The organism is Curtobacterium phoenicis (assembly GCF_047238015.1).
In the GTDB taxonomy this organism is placed as follows: domain Bacteria; phylum Actinomycetota; class Actinomycetes; order Actinomycetales; family Microbacteriaceae; genus Curtobacterium.
The window spans coordinates 3,020,067-3,040,721 of sequence record NZ_JBDFLZ010000002.1; the positions used below are offsets into that span (position 1 = coordinate 3,020,067).

Annotated in this window: 19 protein-coding genes; 9 read left to right on the forward strand and 10 right to left on the reverse strand. The window is 72.0% G+C overall.

All coding sequences use genetic code 11. From position 1 onward, the window contains the following. The first annotated feature begins 9 nt into the window (after positions 1-9). Complete coding sequence (locus ABC270_RS14415) at positions 10-810, forward strand: TspO/MBR family protein (RefSeq protein ID WP_412881417.1); 801 nt, start codon at positions 10-12, stop codon at positions 808-810. 191 nt (positions 811-1,001) lie between these two features. Here ABC270_RS14415 and ald read toward each other — a convergent pair whose 3' ends face one another. The 4 genes from ald to ABC270_RS14435 form a co-directional block, all read right to left on the reverse strand. Then, positions 1,002-2,102: an alanine dehydrogenase gene (ald, locus tag ABC270_RS14420; RefSeq protein WP_412881418.1), complete on the reverse strand. Its 1,101-nt coding sequence runs from the start codon at positions 2,100-2,102 to the stop codon at positions 1,002-1,004. A gap of 119 nt (positions 2,103-2,221) precedes the next feature. Beyond that, entirely contained in the window at positions 2,222-3,622 is a 1,401-nt protein-coding gene (locus ABC270_RS14425) for an FAD-binding oxidoreductase (protein WP_412881419.1), read from the reverse strand. A 28-nt stretch (positions 3,623-3,650) separates the two neighbouring features. Further along, on the reverse strand, positions 3,651-4,661 hold the full coding sequence (locus ABC270_RS14430; protein ID WP_412881420.1) for an AraC family transcriptional regulator: 1,011 nt from the start codon (positions 4,659-4,661) through the stop codon (positions 3,651-3,653). Between the two features lie 81 nt (positions 4,662-4,742). Beyond that, on the reverse strand, positions 4,743-5,705 hold the full coding sequence (locus tag ABC270_RS14435; protein ID WP_412881421.1) for a sugar-binding transcriptional regulator: 963 nt from the start codon (positions 5,703-5,705) through the stop codon (positions 4,743-4,745). 190 nt (positions 5,706-5,895) lie between these two features. Between ABC270_RS14435 and ABC270_RS14440 the strand changes: the two genes are divergently transcribed. Beyond that, entirely contained in the window at positions 5,896-7,638 is a 1,743-nt protein-coding gene (locus ABC270_RS14440; protein ID WP_412881422.1) for a glycerol-3-phosphate dehydrogenase/oxidase, read from the forward strand. Between the two features lie 106 nt (positions 7,639-7,744). On the opposite strand, the gene ABC270_RS14445 is transcribed toward ABC270_RS14440, so the two are convergent. Together ABC270_RS14445 and ykgO are read right to left on the reverse strand one after the other, a co-directional pair. Beyond that, the gene (locus ABC270_RS14445; protein ID WP_412881423.1) at positions 7,745-8,401 is read right to left on the reverse strand and encodes a histidine phosphatase family protein; all 657 of its coding nucleotides are present in this window, start codon (positions 8,399-8,401) and stop codon (positions 7,745-7,747) included. Between the two features lie 28 nt (positions 8,402-8,429). After that, positions 8,430-8,552, reverse strand: coding sequence for a type B 50S ribosomal protein L36 (gene ykgO, locus ABC270_RS14450; protein WP_022905672.1), 123 nt, complete (start codon positions 8,550-8,552; stop codon positions 8,430-8,432). 45 nt (positions 8,553-8,597) lie between these two features. Here ykgO and ABC270_RS14455 point away from each other — a divergent pair, with 45 nt between their 5' ends. Beyond that, complete coding sequence (locus ABC270_RS14455) at positions 8,598-9,626, forward strand: GTP-binding protein (protein ID WP_412881424.1); 1,029 nt, start codon at positions 8,598-8,600, stop codon at positions 9,624-9,626. 398 nt (positions 9,627-10,024) lie between these two features. Here the strand turns inward: ABC270_RS14455 and ABC270_RS14460 are convergent, their stop codons facing one another. Then, positions 10,025-11,530 carry an MFS transporter gene (locus ABC270_RS14460; RefSeq protein WP_412881425.1) on the reverse strand — a complete coding sequence of 502 codons (1,506 nt, stop codon included), beginning with the start codon at positions 11,528-11,530 and terminating at the stop codon, positions 10,025-10,027. 206 nt (positions 11,531-11,736) lie between these two features. Between ABC270_RS14460 and ABC270_RS14465 the strand changes: the two genes are divergently transcribed. Beyond that, positions 11,737-12,261: a DinB family protein gene (locus ABC270_RS14465; RefSeq protein ID WP_412881426.1), complete on the forward strand. Its 525-nt coding sequence runs from the start codon at positions 11,737-11,739 to the stop codon at positions 12,259-12,261. Positions 12,262-12,457: 196 nt separating this feature from the next. On the opposite strand, the gene ABC270_RS14470 is transcribed toward ABC270_RS14465, so the two are convergent. Beyond that, on the reverse strand, positions 12,458-13,423 hold the full coding sequence (locus tag ABC270_RS14470) for a sugar-binding transcriptional regulator (RefSeq protein WP_412881427.1): 966 nt from the start codon (positions 13,421-13,423) through the stop codon (positions 12,458-12,460). 124 nt (positions 13,424-13,547) lie between these two features. On the opposite strand from ABC270_RS14470, the gene ABC270_RS14475 reads away from it, so the two are divergent. Genes ABC270_RS14475 through ABC270_RS14485 form a run of 3 tightly spaced genes read left to right on the forward strand, consistent with a single transcriptional unit; the run spans position 13,548 to position 16,439 of the window. Continuing rightward, positions 13,548-14,612: a LolA family protein gene (locus tag ABC270_RS14475; RefSeq protein ID WP_412881428.1), complete on the forward strand. Its 1,065-nt coding sequence runs from the start codon at positions 13,548-13,550 to the stop codon at positions 14,610-14,612. Then, entirely contained in the window at positions 14,609-15,565 is a 957-nt protein-coding gene (locus ABC270_RS14480; RefSeq protein WP_412881429.1) for an ABC transporter ATP-binding protein, read from the forward strand. The genes ABC270_RS14475 and ABC270_RS14480 overlap by 4 nt, the downstream gene beginning before the upstream one ends. Further along, positions 15,552-16,439, forward strand: coding sequence for an ABC transporter permease (locus tag ABC270_RS14485; RefSeq protein WP_412881430.1), 888 nt, complete (start codon positions 15,552-15,554; stop codon positions 16,437-16,439). The genes ABC270_RS14480 and ABC270_RS14485 overlap by 14 nt, the downstream gene beginning before the upstream one ends. Here ABC270_RS14485 and ABC270_RS14490 read toward each other — a convergent pair. After that, complete coding sequence (locus tag ABC270_RS14490; RefSeq protein ID WP_412881431.1) at positions 16,436-17,494, reverse strand: NADP-dependent oxidoreductase; 1,059 nt, start codon at positions 17,492-17,494, stop codon at positions 16,436-16,438. The genes ABC270_RS14485 and ABC270_RS14490 overlap by 4 nt on opposite strands. Before the next feature lie 144 nt (positions 17,495-17,638). Further along, on the reverse strand, positions 17,639-18,544 hold the full coding sequence (locus ABC270_RS14495) for a metallophosphoesterase (RefSeq protein ID WP_412881432.1): 906 nt from the start codon (positions 18,542-18,544) through the stop codon (positions 17,639-17,641). A 171-nt stretch (positions 18,545-18,715) separates the two neighbouring features. Here ABC270_RS14495 and ABC270_RS14500 point away from each other — a divergent pair, with 171 nt between their 5' ends. Further along, the gene (locus tag ABC270_RS14500) at positions 18,716-19,351 is read left to right on the forward strand and encodes an AmiS/UreI family transporter (RefSeq protein ID WP_412881433.1); all 636 of its coding nucleotides are present in this window, start codon (positions 18,716-18,718) and stop codon (positions 19,349-19,351) included. Positions 19,352-19,416: 65 nt separating this feature from the next. Continuing rightward, on the forward strand, positions 19,417-20,637 hold the full coding sequence (locus ABC270_RS14505) for an acyl-CoA dehydrogenase family protein (protein ID WP_412881434.1): 1,221 nt from the start codon (positions 19,417-19,419) through the stop codon (positions 20,635-20,637). Positions 20,638-20,655 lie beyond the last annotated feature (18 nt).

Sequence of the window (20,655 nt, forward strand, 5' to 3'; positions counted from 1 at the left end):
GGAACGGACATGACCGGGACACGGACCTGGAGGATCATCGTCGTCGCGAGCGCGGTGATCGCGGTGGTGGAGTCGTTCATCGGATCGGGAGCGGCCGGCGGTACCCCGATCCAGGACGCCGCGGGCGGCGCGCTCTCCGCCTCGTCGACGTCCATCGCACCGGACGGTCCCGCGTTCGGCATCTGGTCGGTGATCTACCTCGGCCTGATCGTGTACGCGGTGCGGCAGCTGTTCCGCACCGCCGACGACGAGCGGCACGCGCGACTGGCCCTGCCGGCGACGCTCTCGCTCCTGCTCAACGCCGCGTGGATCCTGTCCGTGCAGTTCGGGTTCCTCTGGGCGAGCGAGCCGATCATCGTCGCGCTGCTCGTGGTGCTCGTGTGGACGTTCGCGATCCTCCGGCGCACCCGGCCGTCGGGCGTCGTCGAGGCGGTCCTCACCGACGGGACGTTCGGGCTCTACCTCGGCTGGGTCTGCGTCGCGACCGCGGCGAACACGGCGGCGGTGCTGACGGCGGCGGGCTTCCGGGGCTTCGGCCTCGGGCAGGACGTCTGGGGTGTGCTCGTCGCCGCGGTGGCGGGGCTCGTCGGGGTCTTGCTCGCGGTGTGGGGCCGTGGTCGGATCGCGCCCATGCTCTCGCTGTGCTGGGGCCTCACGTGGGTGGCGGTCGGACGGCTCGACGGGCCGCTGGTCTCGGTGCCGACCGCCGTCACGGCCGTGGTCGCCGTGGTCGTCGTGGTGCTCGTCACGCTCCTGGTCCGGACCCGCGCGGGGTGGGCCGGGCGACGCTCGTCGGTGGCGACCGCCTGACGGGAGTGACGGGCGAGGCGGGCCTCCGCCGTGCCTCCCGGCCCCTTGCCGCGCTGCCCTTGGCGATCGTGGAAGCGACACCCACAGGGCAAAGCGCGCCGTCGCTCTCGTGGAAGCGACAGTGCGCCCGGGCTCGACGCCAGTGAACTGTCGCTTTCGCGAAAGCGACAGTTCGCGCCCGGCCGCCCGCGTCAGCGCGCGGCCACCGCAAGGCCGTGCGCGGCGGCGACGGCCTCGTTCGTGACCTGCCCGGCGTGCACGTTCAACCCGAGTGCGAGGGCGGGGTCGTCGGCGAGCGCCTGCTCCCACCCGCGGTTCGCGATCGCCACGGCGTACGGCAGCGTCGCGTTCGTCAGCGAGATCGTCGACGTGCGCGGCACCGCACCGGGCATGTTCGCGACGCAGTAGTACACCGCGTCGTGCACGCGGAACGTCGGGTCGTCGTGCGTCGTCGGCCGCGAGCCCTCGAAGCAGCCGCCCTGGTCGATCGCGATGTCGACGAGCACCGACCCGGGCTGCATGTCGGCGACCATGGCGTCGGTCACGAGCTTCGGAGCCGAGGCGCCGGGGATCAGGACGGAACCGATGACGAGGTCGGCGGACGCGAGGGCGGAGGCGATCGCGTGCGACGACGACCGGAGCGTCGTGACGCGGCCGTCGAACCGGGCGTCGAGCGCACGCAACCGGGGCAGGCTGATGTCGAAGACGGTGACCTCGGCGCCGAGGCCGAGCGCCATCGTCGCCGCGTGCTCGCCGGCGACGCCGCCGCCGATCACGACGACACGGCCCTTCGGCGTCCCGGGGACGCCGCCGAGCAGCAGACCGCGCCCGCCGTTCGTGCGCATGAGGTGGTAGGCACCGACCTGCGCGGAGAGTCGTCCGGCGATCTCCGACATCGGGGACAGCAGCGGGAGCGAGCGATCCGGCAGCTGCACGGTCTCGTACGCGATCGCCGTCGCGCCGGACTCCATCAGCGCCGTGGTCAGCGGACGGTCGGCCGCGAGGTGCAGGTAGGTGAAGAGCACCTGCCCGGGTCGGATCGACGCGTACTCGGACGCGATCGGCTCCTTCACCTTGAGGATCATCTCGGCGCGGGCCCAGACCTCGTCGGCGGTCTCGACGATGGTGGCACCGGCGGCGGCGTACTCGTCGTCCGGGAACGCGGACCCGACGCCGGCCCCGGCTTGCACGATGACCTCGTGACCGTGCAACGTCAGCTCGGCGACACCCGCGGGGGTGGCCGCGACGCGGTACTCGTTGTTCTTGACTTCGGTGGGGACGCCGATCAGCATCACGGACTCCTTCGTGGGCGGTGCTCGTTCGACACCACGATGCGCCGTGGTTCGTTATACGGAGGTTTCCGCCGAACATCTGCGCACGATCCGGCCCTACAGTGTCACCGGATTCGGCGTCAGAACACCTTGCCCGGGTTGAGGATGCCCTTCGGGTCGAACACGCGTCGGATCCCGCGCTGGATCTCGAGCACGTCCGCACCGACCTCGTCGCCCAGGTGGTGTCGCTTCAGGACGCCGACGCCGTGCTCTCCGGTGAGCGTGCCGCCGAGTTCGATCGCCGCCCGGAAGAGTGCGTCTGCCGCGTCCCACACCTTCTGAGGCACGACCTCGCCGTCGAACACGAAGTTCGGGTGCAGGTTGCCGTCACCGGCGTGTGCGCACGTCGGGATCGGCAGGTCGAACTCGCGCCCGATCGCCTCGACCCTGTCGAACATCTCGGCGAGGCGGCTGCGCGGCACGGCCACGTCCTCGATGAGCACCCGTCCACGCGCGGCCATCGCCGCGTGGAACGAACGGCGGATGGTGAGCAGGCGGTCGCGTTCGGCGGCCGACCCGGCGAGGCGGACGGTCCCGCCCTCGGCCTGGAGGCGCGGCACGGCTCCCAGCGCGTCCTGCGTCGCGTCCGGGCCGTCGTACTCCACGAGGAGGAACACCCCGCCCTCTTGTCCGCTCCCCACCGTCTCCGCCACCACGCTCGGCCCGAGGTGGTCGGCGATGTACCCGAGCGAGGACGCGTCGAGGAGCTCGACCGTCGACGGGCGTGCGGCACCGTCGGCCGACGCGGCGACGATCGCCGCCGACGCCGCGGCCGCCTGGTGCACCGTCGGGTAGACCGCACCGAGGGTGGCGGGCTGACCCGCCGGCACCGGCACGAGCCGGACCGTCGCTCCGACGATGACCCCGAGGGTGCCCTCCGAGCCGACCATGAGCGACGTGAGGTCGAGGCCGGTCACGCCCTTCACCGTCCGGTGCCCGGTGGAGACGAGTCGGCCGTCGGCGAGGACCACGTCGAGTCCGAGCACGGCTTCGCGCGTGACGCCGTACTTCACGCAGCGCAGCCCGCCGGCGTTCGTGGCGATGTTGCCGCCGACGCTCGCGATCGCCGCGCTCGCCGGGGCCGGCGCGAATCGGAGTCCGTGGTGTGCGACGGCCTCGTTGAGTGCGCCGTTCAGCACGCCCGGCTCGACGACCGCGAGCTCGTCCTCCGGCGAGACCTCGAGGATGCGGTCCATCCGAGCGACGCTCAGCACGACCGATCTGTCGGTCCCGACTCCGCCGCCGGCCAGACCGGTGCCGGTACCGCGCGGGACGAGCGGGACGCCGAGCGCCGAGCACGTCCGGAGCGTCGCCTGCACGTGCTCCACCGAACGCGCCTCGACCACCGCGAGCGGCGCGCCGTCCGCGACCCAGCCCGACCCGTCGGTCCGGGACGCGTGCACCGCGGCGGCGTCCGTGCGGACCAGCACACCGTCGGGGTCCGAGAGGGCGGTGCGGAGGGCGGCGACGACGGATTCCATGTCCGGCACGCTACCGGGGACGGTCGCTTCAGCTCGCGCGGAGCGACTCACTGGGCAGTTCGCCGAACCGCGACCGGTACGACGCCGAGAAGCGGCCGAGGTGGCCGAAGCCCCAGGTGCGTGCGATCTCGGCGACCGTCGTGCCGTCCGGGGCGCCGCGGAGCAGGTCGGCCCGGGCACCGTCGAGTCGAGCCGCGCGCAGGACGTCCCCAGGGGTCTGTCCGAGGTTGCGTTTCAGCGACTGCTGGAGTCCGCGCGGGCTGAGCCCGGACGCGGCCGCGATCTCCGGCGTCCCGATCGGCTCACGAGCGTGCGCGTGCACGAACTCGAGCGCACGGCGCAAGCGTTCGTGCTCGGGCCCCGAGTTGGTGACCGCCGCGTGCCAGCGACTGCGTTCGGGGAACGCCGCGACCGCCGCGCGGACGAAGGACTCGGCGGCGTCACGTTGCTCCAGCGGGCTCATGTCGTTCGAGGCGTCCAACCACCGCGGGGAGAGCTGCCGCACGGTGTCCTGCCAGATCCGCGCGCCCTCGGCGGTCGGACGCCGGAGCGCCTCGAACGAGAAGTCGTCGTCGCCGACCACGGACCGGACGAAGTCGCGGTCGAGGTGCACGAGGTTCAGCGCGATGTCGTGGTGGTGCAGCTGGTAGGTGTCGGCGAAGGGCAGCACGACCGGGACACCCGCCCGCAGCTCCACTTCGCTGCCGTCGTACGTGATGGTGCTCGCGCCCGAGCTCATCCATGCGACGAGGAAGGCGTCGTCCACCCGGCTCTCGCTCTGCAGGTCCACCCCGAACCGTGAGGACCGCAGCGAGACGCGGTCGTCACCGACGCCGGCGAAGGTCCAGGGGGTGGTGGAGCGGACCCGGCGGACGCGGGGCGCACGGAGGTCGTATCCGTCGCTGAAGAACATGAGGGCCTCGTCGAGGTCTTGTCCGACGATGCGTCGAGCGCTCCGGGCTTCCACGAGGGGTCCGGAGGAGGGATCGGTGGCTCCGGACGCTGTCGACGACCGGTCGGTCTCGTTGCGGGACACCATGCACCGGAATCTACGGGACACCCCCGACAACCACTCGCGCGATGCGGACAAATGCCCGGTCAGCACCCACGGCCCGACCCGTCACGGTTGCAGGATGGCCTGCCCGATGCTCTCGTCGATGATGAGGTCGGTGACGAGCCCCGCTGCGAGCGCCCCGCGCAACGACGCCGCCTTGGACCGCCCTGCCACGACGCACACCCGCCGCGGTGCGTGCTTGATCGTGTCGAGGTCCGGCCCGCCGGCCCGCGCGTTGACGCCGATGTCCTTCCACGAGCCGTCCGCGCGGTAGAACACCGTCGAGACGTCCCCGACCACCTTGGCCTGCACGAGCTCCTGCTGGTCGGCCGGGTCGAGGTAGCCGCCCGAGTACACGTGCGACGGCACCGGGGCCTGCGGCGCGCCGACGCCGAACACCACGAGGTCCATGCGCTCGTGCAGGTCGAGCACACGGCGGATCGACCGCTCCCGGAACAGCATCTCCTTCGTCGCGGGGTCGTCGAAGAACGCCGGCACCGGGAACTGCTGCACGAAGGCGCCGTACGCCTCGCCGAAGCGTCGGAGGATCTCGGACGCGTAGACGATGCCCGTCGTCCGGGTGTTGGCCGCGCCGTTCACCTGCACGATCGTCGATCCGTGCGTCGTCTTCGGCACGAGGTACCGGCTGACCGCGCTCACGGTGGAGCCCCACGAGATGCCGATGACCATGTTCGAGTCGATGTACTGCGTGAGGATGCGCGCGGCGGACAGCGCGACCCGCTCGAGCCGGTCCACGTCGCTCGTGTGGTCCGGTACCGGGACGACGTGCGCGTGCACGCCGAACCGCGACCGGATCGAACGACTCAGCGCGGCCGCCTGGTCGAGGGGCGAACGGATCTGGATGTCCACCAGCCCGGTGTCCCTGGCGTACTTCAGCAGTCGCGAGACCGACGACCGCGACGTCCCGAGCTCGTCGGCGATGGCGTCCATCGTGAGGTCCTGCAGGTAGTACAGGTGCGCGGCGCGCAGCGCCTGCTGGGTGCGCACGGGCTGGGCGGCGTCGCTCATGGTGCTCCGATCTCTTGCCACCGCAACCATGCACGGACGTGCACAGCCTCTGCAACCCCTGTCGCGCCTCCCGGCCCGCTCCGAAGCGTCCGCGACAGGTGTGCTGCACGTTCGTGCACGCAAGTTGCCCAGCCTCCCACCCAGGAGCACCATCGATCCCGAACCAACCGATCGAGCAAGGAAGCGACACATGTCGAAGAAGACGCAGCCCCGGAACACGGTGAGCGCCCTCACGGAGCGCCCCAACGCCCAGGTCCTCATCGTCGGTGGTGGCATCAACGGCATCGCCACCTTCCGCGACCTCGCCCTGCAGGGTGTCGACGTCGCGCTCGTCGAGCGCGGCGACTACGCGAGCGGTGCCTCAGCGGCGTCGAGCCACATGATCCACGGCGGCATCCGGTACCTCGAGAACGGCGAGTTCCGCCTCGTCCGCGAGAGCGTGCAGGAGCGCAACGGCCTCATCCGCATCGCCCCGCACTACGTCAAGCCGCTGCAGACGACGATGCCGATCTTCTCGACGTTCTCCGGCATCATGAACGCCCCGCTGCGGATGCTCACGCACAAGCAGCGCTCGACGAAGGAGCGCGGCGCGGCGCTCATCAAGATCGGCATGACGATCTACGACTCGTTCTCGCGCGACGGCGGCTCCGTGCCGAAGCACCGCTTCCTCACGAAGAAGGCGGCGCTCGCGGACATGCCCGCACTCAACAAGGACCTCAAGTACACGGGGACCTACTACGACGCGTCGGTGCACGAGCCGGAGCGTCTCGCGCTCGACGTCCTCAAGGACGGGCTCGCCGCGGGCTCCGGCACCGGCTCGGCAGCGACGGCCCGCGCGGTCAACTACGTCGAGGCCGCCGGCACCCGCGACGGTGGCGTGCTGCTCCGCGACCGCGAGACCGGTTCCGAGTTCACCTTCACCGCCGACGTCGTGATCAACGCCTCCGGCCCCTGGACCGACCTCACCAACGAGGCGTTCGGCGGCGAGACGAAGTTCATGGGCGGCACGAAGGGCTCCCACATCGTCGTGCACAACGACGAGCTCCTCGAGGCGACCAAGGGTCGCGAGCTGTTCTTCGAGAACAACGACGGCCGCATCGTGCTCATCTACCCGCTCAAGGGCCGGGTCCTCATCGGCACGACCGACATCGACGCCGATCCCTCGCAGCCGGTGACCACGACCGAGGAGGAGATCGACTACTTCTTCGGACTCGTGAAGCACGTGTTCCCGCAGATCGAGGTCACCCGCGACCACATCGTCTACAGCTACTCCGGCATCCGCCCGCTCCCCCGTCATGAGGACACCGCACCCGGGTTCGTGTCCCGCGACTACCGGATCGTCGACACCGAGATCGCCGGACTCCCCGACTCGACCGTGCTCTCGCTCGTCGGCGGCAAGTGGACCACCTTCCGCGCCCTCGCCGCGCACCTCTCCACCGAGGCCACGACGAAGCTCGGCGTCGCGCGGAAGGTCGACACGACCGGCATGCCGATCGGCGGCGGTCGGGACTTCCCGACCACCGACGCACAGCGCGCGCTGTGGATCAAGTCGCACCGCGACGGTCTCGACGCCGAACTCGTCGAGGGCCTGCTCGAGCGCTACGGCACCCGCGCCGCCGAGGTCGTGGACGTCCTCACCGACGGCCCCGTCGAGCAGCTCGAGTCCGACCCGAAGCTCACCCGTGCCGAGGTCGCCTACTTCGCCGAGCACGAGCAGGCCGTGCACCTCGTCGACGTGGTGCTGCGCCGCACGAACCTCGCGTTCGTCGGCGGGGTCACGATCGACCTGCTCGACGAGCTCGCCGACGTCCTGGCCGAGACCCTCGGCTGGAGCGCCGAGGAGCGTGCCGACGAGGTGCAGCGCACGCTCGACGTGCTGCGCGAGTCGCACGGCGTGATCGTCCCGCTGCACACGGCGGCGCAGCCCGCGTAGTCCACGCAGGTCGCGTTCCGACGTGACCGGATGACGGAATGGAGGCCCGGTACCAGCTGGTACCGGGCCTCCCGTCCGTCACAGGGTCGCGTTGCGCGGCGCGCTGTCAGTAGCGCTCGCCGGTCGGGTCCTGTGCGGTCCGGTCGACGAGGTCCTCGCCGCCGACCGGCTCGCCCTCCCAGTCGACGAGGCGCCAGCCGTCGTCGAACGAGCCCTCGAGCTCGACGACGCCGGTGTTCTCGAGGTGCCGCTTCGTCCCGAACTCGTCCGGCGTGTTCTGCGCGACCACGCTCGCCCACGTCCGGATCGCCGCTCCGTGGCTCACCGCGGCCGCGACCGACACGCCCGTCGACGCGATCTGGCGGACCGCGTCGTCGTAGCGCGCGAAGAACTCGGTGCCGCTCTCACCGCCGGGCATGCGACTCGTGCGGTCCCCCTGCGACCAACCGTGCACCGTCGAGATGTAGGTCTGGACGGACACCTTGTCGCTCTTGCCCTGGGTGTCCCCGGCCTCGATCTCGCGGAGGCCGTCCAACACCTCGGGCTCCAGGCCGAGCGCGGCGGCGAGCGGTGCCGCGGTGAGCTGCGTCCGGACCATCGTCGAGACGAAGAGCCGCTCGATGCCACGGTCGGCGAGGGCTGCCGGGAGCGCGTCAGCCTGCTGCTGCCCGAGCTCGGTCAGACCGGGTCCGGGCACCTCGGCGTCGAGGATGCCGTGCACGTTCGCGGGGGTCTGGCCGTGGCGGATGAGCAGCAGTCGCATGCTGCCACCCTACGGAAGGACGTCGGTGTCAGCCCTGCCGGGTGTTCCACCGCGGGTTCTGCTTGTTGATGACGTAGACGCGACCGCGGCGGCGGACCACCTGCGAGCCGGGGATCTTCTTCAGTGCCTTGAGCGAGTTGCGGACCTTCATCGGGAGCCTCCTTGTTGGTAACGATTCTCATGTAGATTAACCCACATGCTCGTCGCCTCGATCACGCTCGTCTCCGCCCTCCACGTCCAGGACGCCGTCGACACGGCCGCGCGGATCGACACCGGACACCGGATGCACCTCGCCGGGGACGCCGTGTCGGTCGCGCGAGCGGTGGCGGAGCGCGCCGACCGCCTGGACCGGCTGTGCGGGCCGGAAGCCGACCACGGCCTCGTCGTCAGCCTCGCCCCCGGCACCGACGTCCGGGCGGTGGGGATGATGCTCGCGAACGCGGCCCGCGCCGAGCACGGCGACGACCGGATCCTGCGGCACGTCGTGTCCGTGCTGCGCGCCGACGACGTCGCTCGGCTGCTGTGGGGTGACGTCGACGACGCGTTCGTCGCCGCCGACCGGATCGCGTCGCTCGTGGAGTACGCCACGGTCGTCGTGCTCGACCGCATCGAGCCACTGTCCGGACGTCGTCGCCGTGCACTGGTGTCGCTGCTCCACCGACTGGCACCGAACGCCGTCGTCCTGGCAGGGCCGGCCGTTCGGGGGCCGCGGGACCTGCCGGCGTCGAACGGCGGTGCCGCCCGGTTCCTGGCGTCGGGCGCGGGGTGGATGCGCGGACTGTCCGGCGTCGCCGACCGCGGCCGCGACGAGCACGACGAACTCGTCACGCTCCGGTACCGGGAACCGCTCCCGTTCCACCCGGGACGGCTCGCCGCCACGATCGAGCAGGACCTCGCGCCGGGGGTGAACGGACGCGTCCTGCGCTCGAAGGGGTTCTTCCGGCTCGCTTCACGGCCCGACCACGTCGGCTCGTGGTCGAGCCTCGGTGCGATGCTGGCGCTCGACCCGACGGCGAACGCCTCGTGGGACCCGGATGCGCCGGTCGGACAGGCGATCTGGTTCGTCGGCGAACGGCTCGACGTCCCCGGGATCGAGCGGGCGCTCGACCGTGCGCTGCTGACGCCGTCCGAGCTCCTGGCCGGGCCGGACCTGTGGCGCACGTGGGCGGACCCGTTCCCGGTCTGGCCGGCGCTCGACCCGTCCCACGGTCACCACGGCGACTGACCGGTCGCGTGCACGGTCGCGACGGACGGCCCGCCGGTCGGAGCGGCCGGCGGGGCGGGGTGGGTGCGCGGCCGGGGTGGGCGTTCGCCGCTGCTGAACGACACCGCGGTCGTCGTGCGACAACGGCACGGTCGCTTCCTCGGTCGCCCATCTGCCCGCGCCCGCAACGAACGACACCGCCGTCGTCGTGCGACACCGCCGTCGTCGTGCGACAACGGCACGGTCGTCCGACAGCGGCACCCGAGCGCGCACGGTCGTCCGACAGCGGCACCCGAGCGCGCACGACCGTCCGAAAGCGGCGCCCGACCGAGCACGACCGGCACGCCGCCGAGCACACATGCACGTGCGCCCCGGTCGGACCCAGGGGTCCGGCCGGGGCGCACGCGTGCCCGACAGCCTCAGCGAGCGGGCGCTGCAGGCTCCTCGCGCACGGCGTCGGTGGCGGCGAACGGCAGGTCCCCGAGGTCGAGGTGCGGGTTGGTGTCCTGCGTCAGCACGAGCTCGCGGGCCTCGGCCTCCGTCTCGACCGCCGGCATCGAACCCGGGAGCGGCCGCTGCGACGACTCCTTCATGCAGAACACCCCGACGGCACCGAGCGCGCTCATCGCCATGAGGAAGTACGCCGGCGCGAGCTGGTCGCCCGTCCAGGTCAGCAGCGCCTGCACGATGAGCGGTGTCGTCCCACCGAAGACGGCGATCGCGATGTTGTAGGCGAAGCCCATCGCCCCGTAGCGCGTCGAGGTCGGGAAGAGCGCCGGGAGGGAAGCCGCCTGGTTCGAGACCCAGAGCGCGGTCATCAGGGCGAGGAGGGCGAGACCGAGCAGCGTCGACCACTGCGCCCCGTGCGCGATGAGGAGGAACGCCGGCACGACGAGGACCACGGTGGTCGCGGCCCCGATCCACATGACGACCCGGCGGCCGAGGCGGTCCGAGAGGCGCCCGGTGAGCGGGAGCACGACCGCCAGGAGCACGAGGACGGGGATGGTGAGGAGCGTGCCGTTCAGCGCCGAGTACCCGAGCGAGTCGGTCAGGTACGTCGGCATGTACGAGGTCAGCGCGTACCCGACCGTGTTCGACGCGGCGACGAGCATCACGGCGATGAGGATCGGACGCCAGTGGTCGCGCACCATGGCCCACACGCTGGTCGGACGGGCACCCGTCGCGTCGGCGCGCGCTTCGGCCGAGGCCTCCTGCGCGGCCTGGGTCGCCTGGAACACGGGCGACTCCTCGATGCGGAGACGGAAGTAGATGGCGACGACACCGATCAGCCCGGCGAGCAGGAACGGCACGCGCCACCCCCACGCCGTCATCGTGGCGTCACCGAGCGTCAGCTGGAGCACGGTCACCACCGTGGCGCCGAGCGCGAAGCCCATGTAGCTGCCGAAGTCGAGGATGCTCGCGAAGAACCCACGGCGACGATCAGGGGCGTACTCGGTCACGAACGTGGTGGCCCCGGCGTACTCACCGCCCGTCGAGAACCCCTGCAGCAGCTTGAGCACGACGAGCACGACGGGCGCCAGCACACCGATGGTCGCGTACGCCGGCAGCGCGCCGATGAGGAACGTCGACGTCGCCATCAGGATGAGGGTCGTGGCGAGCACCCGCTGCCGACCGAGCCGGTCCCCCAGGCGCCCGAACACGATCCCGCCGAGCGGCCGAGCGATGTACGTCGCCGCGAAGACCCCGAGACTGAAGAGGATCTGCACCGCGGGCTCCGCGGTCGGCAGGAAGACCTTCCCCATCGTGACGGCGAGGTACCCGTAGACCCCGACGTCGTACCACTCCATCGTGTTGCCGACGACCATGCCGCCGACGGCCCGGCGCATCATGCTCTTGTCGACCACCGTGACGTCGCTCTCGCGGAGTCGACGTCGCTGCTCGGTACTGCTGGGGTCGGATCCCATCGGTTCCTCTCTCGGGGACGGCAGGGCCGTCGAGCGGCCGGACGGGCCGCGGGGTCGGTCGGACAGCCAGCGACGTTACCGAGCGACCGACATGTCACTGTGTGGGCATTCACAGGGAGCGGCGTGTCATCCGGACGGGGGGCACTCGCATCGGCACGGTGACGGGGAAGCGCGGAACCTGAATCACGAACGGGTAACGTTCGGACATGGCGATCGAACCCGAGACGAAGAACTGGACGTGGGTCATCACCGCGACGTGTCCGGAGTGCGGCTTCGACGGCCGAGCGGTGTCCGTCCGCGACGTTCCCGGCATCATCGCGGAGAACACGGCCGCCTGGCCCGCGGTCCTCGAGCGCGAGGACGTCCGCGTCCGCCCGGACGACCACACGTGGTCGCCGCTCGAGTACGCCGCGCACGTCCGCGACGTGCACCGGAAGATGACCGAACGGCTCGCGCTCGTGCTCGAGCAGGACGAGCCGACGTTCCCGAACTGGGACCAGGACGCCACCGCGGTCGAGGACGACTACGCCGCGCAGGACCCGGCGACGGTCGCCCGGGAGCTCGTCGATGCCGGTCGGCGCGCGGCCGACGCCTTCGCGGCGGTCCACGACGCCGACCTCGACCGCACCGGGCTGCGGTCGGACGGCAGTGCGTTCACGGTCGCGACCCTCGCGACCTACTACGCCCACGACCCGGTGCACCACCTCTGGGACGTGCGGCGCACGTCGTAGGCGACCCGTGCCTCCCGGCCTGGAGGCACGGTGCGCCCCCGCCACGCTCCTCCCCGTCTCGTCCTGGGTCGGGTCGCCCCGGTTCGGTCCACGAAACGCGCGCGTTTCGACGACCCGCGCGTCGATCGACGAGCGCAACGTCGGAACGCTCGCGTTGCATTGCCAGCCGGCCGGGGGAACGGAGGAGGGCAGCGGGTCAGGCGAGGGCGTCGAGGACGGCGCGCGCGGTGGCCGCGTCCGTGACGAGTTCGTTCACGAAGCCGCCGCGGACCGCTCCGAGGATGCTCGTCGCCTTCCCCGCACCGACGGCGACGCCGACCGCGTGCGGCACGGCAGCGAGGACCTCGCGGGAGGTCCGCACCATCCGGTCGCTGCCCGGGAACTCGACCGCCGAGCCGTCCGCGGCGAAGAAGTTGAGGCAGACGTCCCCGGCCGCGCGGTCGAACGCCTCGTCCTCGACCGGCAGACCGCGCGCGAGCTCGTGCCGGGTGACGACCGGCGCGCCGATCCCGAGCAGCGCTCCCTTCGCTCGCCGCCAGAGTCCGACGACGTGTTGGAAGGCCGGGTCGTCCTCGAGGGAGGCCCGCAGCGTCTCGCTCGGGAGCGCCGGTGCGAACAGGAACGCCGGGATCGCTCCGGACCGCTCGGCGGCGGCGCGGGTGATTTCGTTCGTCTGGAACCAGCGGTTCGGATCGGCCTGCCCGCCGACGGTCGGGACGAGCTGCACGCCCGGCATCGGCGGCAGACCGGTGTGCGCGAGGTCGTGCACGGTGCTGCCCGAGGAGACCAGGACGGCGTCACCGGGGACGAGTGCCATCGCCTCGATCGCTGCGGCGACCGGTGCCGCGAGGTCCGCGCCGAGGGTCGCCTGGTGCGTCACGGCGGCGAGCCGGACGGCACGGAGGCCGAGCGCGTCGCGGAGCTCGGCGGCGAGCGCGGCGGTCTCGTCGCGGAACGGGTCGACGACCTCGATGCGGACGAGCCCGGCGCGACGGGCCTCGGACACGAGTCGGCTCACGGTCGGCCGGGAGACCCCGAGCCGGTCGGCGATCTCGGCCTGGGTGGCGTCCTCGAGGTAGTACATCCGGGCCGCCTGGTACACGGTGTCGAGCGGGAACCGGGAGCGGGCACCCTCCGGCTGGAAGGGGGGCTCGGTGGACACGCGACCGATCGTAGCCGGGGCGTGTGATCCCCAGCCGACTGTCGGTTGCCGGACGTACGGTGCTGCCGACTCCACCGCACCACGTGCCTCCGCACCAGGTGCCACGCACCACCGAGGGGATCCGATGAAGAAGTCAGCCTGGCTGCCCGCCGTCATCGCACCGGTCGTCGTCGCCGGCGCCGTCGCGGCACCGGTGATCGCGAACGCGGCGTCCACGCCGATCGCCGGATCCGACCCGAGCGCCGCGGACGTGATCGCCAGCGTCGCGCGGTCGTCCGACGCGCAGTACTCCGGCAGGGTCGAGCAGACGAGCGATCTCGGGCTGCCCGAGCTCCCGTCCGGTTCCGGTGGTTCGTCGTTGCAGGGTGACGCGTCGGACGCGCTGAGCATGCTCACGACGTCGCACACCGCTCGGCTCTACGTCGACGGGGCTGACCGGCAGCGCGTGCAGGTCACGACGCAGTTGGCCGAGCAGGACCTCGTGCGCAACGGCTCGGACGTCTGGACGTGGGACTCGAAGCAGCGCGAGGCGACGCACGTGACGCTGCCCGCAAAGGCGTCGACCCCGCCGGACGGCGCCGCCACCCCGGCCGACCTCGCCCGGAAGGCCATCGACGCGATCTCCCCGAGCACGAGGGTCTCGAAGCCGACGAGCACCTCGGTCGCCGGGCACGACGCCTGGTCGATCACCCTCACGCCGCGGTCGGACGACACGCTCGTCGGGTCGGTGCGCCTCGCGGTGGACCAGCAGACCGGGCTGCCGCTGCGGGTGACCGTGTCGGCGAAGGGACAGGACTCCCCCGCGTTCCAGGTCGGCTTCACGAGCCTCGACTACGGCGCACCGGCCGCCCGCCTGTTCGACTTCACCCCGCCGAGCGGTGCCGAGGTGCACACGAAGGACCTGTCCGGTGCGGCTCGTGGCACCGGCGACCACCGCGGTCACGGTGGCGCTCGTGCGGGCGTCGTGACGACGGGCTCCGGGTGGGACACCATCGCCGAGCTCCCCGCGGGCACGGCGGACACGTCCTCGCTCGGTGCCGACGCGAACGGACTGCTCGACCAGCTCACCCGCCCGGTGGACGGCGGTCGCGCGGTGCAGACGTCCCTGGTGTCGGTGTACCTGACCAGCGACGGACGGGTGCTCGCAGGGGCCGTGCCGGTCTCCGCCCTCGTGGCCGCGGCCAAGTGACGGACGCTGCTGCTCCGGACGGGTACGCGATCCGCACCGAGGGCCTGCGGAAGGTCTTCCGGAAGCAGCACGCCGTCGACGGGGTCGACCTCGAGGTCCCCCGTGGTGCGGTGTTCGGCTTCCTCGGTCCGAACGGCTCTGGCAAGACGACGACGATCCGGATGCTGCTCGGGCTCACCGGCGCGACCGGCGGGACGATCGAGGTCCTCGGTCGCCGGATGCCGGACGCCCTGCACGAGGTCCTGCCCCGGGTCGGCGCGCTCGTCGAGGGGCCCGCGTCGTACCCGTACCTGTCCGGCAGGGCCAACCTGTCCCGGTTCGACGCCGCCGACCCCTCGACGGATCCGCGCACCCGGAAGGCCCGCGTGTCCGCGGCGCTCGACCGGGTCGGGTTGTCGCACGCGGCCGACAAGAAGGCGCACGCGTACTCGCTCGGCATGAAGCAGCGGCTCGGCCTCGCGAACGCCCTGCTCACCCCGCGCGACCTCCTCGTGCTCGACGAGCCGACGAACGGCCTCGACCCGCAGGGCACGCGCGAGGTGCGGAACCTCATCCGTTCCCTCGCCGACGACGGCACCACGGTGTTCGTCTCGAGCCACCTGCTGGCCGAGATCGAGCAGGTCTGCACGCACGCCGGGGTCATGCGAGCGGGGAAGCTCGTCGCGCAGGGGTCGCTCGACGACCTGCGCTCGGCGGGGGTCCGGACCCTGACCGTCCGCACGCCGGACCTCGGTCAGGCGGGCAGCGTCCTCGTGCGCCTCGGACTCGCCCCGCGGCACGAGGGCGGTGCCGACGTCCTCGTCGCGGACCTCCCCGCCACCGTGCTCGCCGAGGACGTCACCGCGGAACTCGTCCGAGGCGACGTCCGGGTGCGGGGCATCACCGTCGGCGGTGGGACCCTCGAGGACCTCTTCGTCGCGCTCACCGGGGAGGGCTTCGATGTCGCAGCCTGACCGCTCGACCGACGGGCGGCCGACACCGGACGAGTCGGCCGCGACCGGCGCGGTCGCCCGTCGACGCCCGTTCGCCCTGCTCGGCTCCGAACTCGGACTGCTGTTCCGCCGACGTCGCACCTGGGCGATGCTCGGCGCCCTCGCGCTCGTCCCGGTCCTCATCGCGATCGCCGTCCGAGCCACGACGGGCCCGGACCGCGGCGGCCCGGCGTTCCTCGGCGACATCACGAACAACGGCCTCTTCGTCGCGTTCACCGCGCTGACCGTCTCGATCCCGCTGTTCCTGCCGCTCACGATCGGCGTGGTGTCGGGCGACACGGTCGCCGGCGAGGCGAGCCACGGGACGATCCGCTACCTGCTCGTCGCCCCGACCGGCCGCCTGCGGTTCGTCCTCGTGAAGTACGTCGGCACGGTGGTGTTCGCCCTCGCCGCGACGCTCCTCATCGTCCTCGTCGGAGCCGCGATCGGCGCGCTGCTGTTCCCGATCGGCCCGGTGACGCTGCTGTCGGGCACGCAGGTCGGCGGGTGGTCGTACGCGGGTCGGGCGCTCCTCCTCGCGCTGTACGTCGCGATGTCGATGCTCGGGCTGGCGGCGATCGGTCTGTTCGCCTCGACGCTGACGAGCGTCCCGGTCGGGGCGATGGCCGCGACGGTCGTGCTCGCCGGGGCGTCGCAGGTGCTCGACCAGTTGCCGCAGCTCGACTGGCTGCACCCGTTCCTGTTCTCGCACCAGTGGCTCGGGTTCGGTGACCTGCTCCGCGACCCCATCTCGTTCGACTCGTTCGGCGCGAACGCCGTGCTGCAGCTCGGCTACGTGGTCGTGTTCGGGGCGTTGGCGTACAGCCGCTTCGCGACGAAGGACGTTCTGAGCTAGCTCGGGTTCGCGGTTCCGCCCGCCATGCTCTCCGTCTTCGCACCGCGGTCATCGGCGTAGCGGTCCCGGAGGTCGCGGGCCTTCTCCGAGCGGTACCAGTCGAGCCGCGCGCCGGTCTCGACCGTCTGCATGCCGATCACGACCTTGCCGCGCGAGTGCATCTCGGCGAGGTCCTCGTAGGCGTCCACGATGTACTCGAACGGGTAGAAGCCCGAGATGAGCACCTGCACGCGGCGGTCCTGCACGGCCTTCGCGAGCAACTGGAGCGACTCGATCGCCTCTTGGTCGTCAGCCGGGGCACGCAGGAACCGCACCTCGACGTCGCGGCGCTCCTCGGACGAGACGAAGCGCTCGTCCGGGATGCCGAGCCGTGCGGCCAGCGACTCAGCGTCGGACTCCCCGTGGTTGTCGATGAACGCCGTGATCGGCCGCCCGTCGGCGGCCTCGCGGATGCGGTCCTCCTCGCCCTCCCCGTAGGCGACGGGCAGCGTGCCGATCTGGCGGAGGTAGTCGTGGTTGCGCGGGCTGCCGAGGGCGATCACGGTGGCGCCGGCGTCGTGCGCGAGCTGGCACTCGATGTGTCCGACCCCGCCCGCCGCGGCGGTGATGACGACGGTGTCGTCCTTGCCGAGCCGGAGCTTCCGGACGATGTCGATCGCGGTGCACCCGGCGAGGTAGAGGCCACCGGCCACCTCCCAGCCGACGTGCTCCGGCTTCTTGATGACGGCGGCGCGCGGCACACGCACCCAGTTCGCGTGTGTCCCGCCCTGGGGGTGGTGCCCCATGACCTCGTCGCCGACGCGGAGGTCCTTCACGCCCTCGCCGCGGGCACGGACGATGCCGGCGAAGTCGACGCCCTGGTGGGCGGGGAAGGTGAGTTCGACGTGGTCCTGCAGCCGACCCTCGCGGAGGAAGCGCTCGATGTGGTTCAGGCCGGCGGCGACCACCTCGACGACGATCTCACCCGGTCCGGGTTCGGGTCGTTCCTGGGGGACGATCTCGACCACGTCGAACCCGCCGTAGCGGTCGTACTGCACTGCGTTGCCGTGTCGCATGGCGCGCTCCTTCGAAGACGTTCTGGCTCTCGTCTACTCGTGCGGGCCGGGCGGTGTCCGCACGTCCGGGGGACTTCCCACCTGCGGCCGGGAGGCGCGTGGCGGCGCCGCCACGGGCCTCCCGTCCGGTCCGGGGCGCGTCGGTCAGCCGGCCGCGTCGATGATCCGCGTCACCGTCTCGGCGTCGTGGTGGAACGCGAGCGGGTCGGCGTCGGGGCGCGGCACGCGCACGGGCGTGGACCACACCGAGCCGTCCGCTGCGAGGTCGACCACGAGGTAGCCCGCGTCGATGTGCGCCGACTCCTCGTCGTACGCGCCGACGACGTCGGTGTCGTTCGCGACGCCCGGCGCGACGAGCACCGGGACGCCGGCCCAGGTCCCCGCGGCGTGGTGGTGGTAGTGGCCGCCGAGGACGAGCCGGACGTCCGTCCCCCGGACCACGTCGGCGAGGGCGTCGGCGTTCCGGAGCTGCAGCGCGGCGTGGAGCGCGGTCGGTGCGGGCAGCGGCGTGTGGTGCAGGACGACCACCGAGCCACCGTCGACGGGCTCGGACAGCGTGCTCCGGAGGCGGTCGAGCGCCTCGTCGGCGACCTCCCCGTAGCCGGCGCCGGGGACGCTCGTGTCGACCGCGACGATCCGACGCCCCGCGACGACCGACTGCCCCGACACCGGGACGGACGGCGGCAGGTACTCGAGCGTGTGCACGAGCGGCGCGCCCCCTTCGCCGAGGACGTGCCCGTTCGCGAGCACCTGCCGGAACCCCTCGCGCTGGTCGTGGTTGCCCGGGACGGTGACGAGCGCGGCACCGTGCCGCTCGGCCCATCCGCCGACCCGTTCGCGGAGGACCCCGTAGGACTCGGGCGACCCGTCCTCGGACACGTCGCCGGAAACCACGACGAGACCGACGTCCGGGATCCGCTCCGCCGAGGCGAGCACGGTGTCGAGTGCGGCCGCCGTGTCGGTCGACCCCTGGTGCAGGGCGCCGTCGCCGGTGAGGTGGGTGTCGGACAGGTGGAGGATCCGGAGCGATCCGGGTGCGAGCGGCTGCATGGTCGTCACGCTAGTCGCGGGATCGATCACGCTCCTGCACGGGCGGGCTGACGGCATCGGTGGGCGCAACGCGCCGTCACGGAGGCGCGCCCCGCGTCACACGACGTCATCACCGGTCACGGCACGACACGTTCCTTCCGGCGCGGCCCGCGGAGTGCCACGGTCGTCGCCATGGCGTTCATCTGCTTGATCCTCTCCGGAGCGGCACTGCTCATCAACGGACTCACGATGCTCGGCCGTGTACCGGCTCGGGACAGCGGCGTGTTCAACGTCCTGATCGGTGCCGTGCAACTCGTGCTCTGTGTCGCCGTCGCGGTGTCGGCGGACGGATCGTTGCCGGCCCTCCTCTCGATCTCGGGCACCTTCCTCTTCGGGCTGACCTACCTCTCGGTGGGTCTCGACGCGCTCCTGGGACTCGGGTCCGCGAGCCTCGGCTGGTTCTGCGGACTCGTCGCCGCGATCGCCGTCGTGTTCGCGGCGTCGAACGTGGCCGTGGATCCGTTCCTCGCGGTGCTCTGGGCGACGTGGGCCGGGCTCTGGACGTTGTTCTTCCTCCTGCTCGCACTCGGTCGCCGCATCGGTGCGTACACCGCGTGGGCCCTCGTCATCTCCAGTCAGACCACGACCACCGTCCCCGCGCTGTTCGGTCTGTCCGGGCACTGGCCGTCCGGGGTCGGTGCGACGGCGGCCGCGATCGTCGTCCTGGTCGCCGTGTTCGTCGGCCCGCTGTGGCTGATCGCGGCCGGCAACCGCCGGCGCTCGTCGTCCCCGTTGCTCGCCGGACCCAGCAACCCCACGGCCGCGTGACCGTCGGCACGTCCCACCACCCATCGACCTCCCGTCCGTCCGGACACGATCTCCGAGGAGTCCACATGACCATCACCGAGCACCCCAGCACCGTCGACTACGAGACCCTGGCCGGGAGGTTCCGGCCGATCTTCGACCGCATCGCCGCCGGCGCGAGCGCTCGCGAACAGGAACACCGTCTGCCCCACGAGGAGATCCGCGAACTCGCAGCCGCCGGGTTCGGCGCGGTCCGGGTCCCCGTCGAGTTCGGCGGTGCGGGTGCGACGCTGCCGCAGCTCTTCCGACTGCTGACCGAGCTCGCCGCCGCGGACAGCAACATCCCGCAGGCGCTGCGGGGACACTTCGCCCTGGTCGAGGACCGTCTCGTCGGCCGCTCCGGCGAACGCGACGCCTGGCTCGAGCGCTTCGGTCGTGGCGAGATCGCGGGCAACTCCTGGACCGAGGTCGGCGCCGTCCAGATCGGCGACGTCATCACCAAGGTCACGCCGCAGGAGGACGGCACCTTCCGCATCACCGGACAGAAGTACTACTCCACGGGCAGCATCTTCGCGGACTGGATCGACACGTACGCCGAGCGGACCGACACCGGCGAGCGGGTCATCGCGATCGTCGACGCCCGCCAGCCCGGGGTCACGCACCGGGACGACTGGGACGGCTTCGGACAGCGGACCACGGGATCCGGGACGAGCACCTTCACCGACGCGGTCGTCGCCGCCGATGCGGTCATCCCCTTCGACGACCGGTTCAAGTACCAGACGGCGTTCTACCAGGCGGTGCTCCTGACGGTCCTCGCCGGGTCGGTCCTTGCCGCCGAGCGCGAGATCGCACTGCAGGTCCGGAGCCGAAACCGGGTGTTCTCGCACGGCAACGCCGACACGTTCGCTGCTGACCCGCAGATCCTGCAGGTCGTCGGCGAGGTCTCCGCGGCCGGCTTCGCGGCAGCGGCGATCGTGGACCGCGCCGCCGAGGCGCTGCAGGCCGCGTACGAGGGGGCTGCCCTCGACGAGGCCGAGGACGAGCGCCGGAACGACCGCGCCGAGCTCGCGACCGCGCAGGCGCAGATCGCGCTCACGCCGCTCGCGACGTCGGCGACCGCGCACCTCTTCGACGCACTCGCCGCGTCCGGGGTGAGCACGACGAAGAACCTCGACCGGCACTGGCGCAACGCCCGCACCGCCGCGAGCCACAACCCGTGGGTGTTCAAGGCGCGGATCGTCGGCGACCACGCCGTGAACGGCGTCGAGCCGCCTCGGGTCTGGGCGATCGGCGCCACCAGGGCTCGGTGACCGCGGTCGGCGGCGATC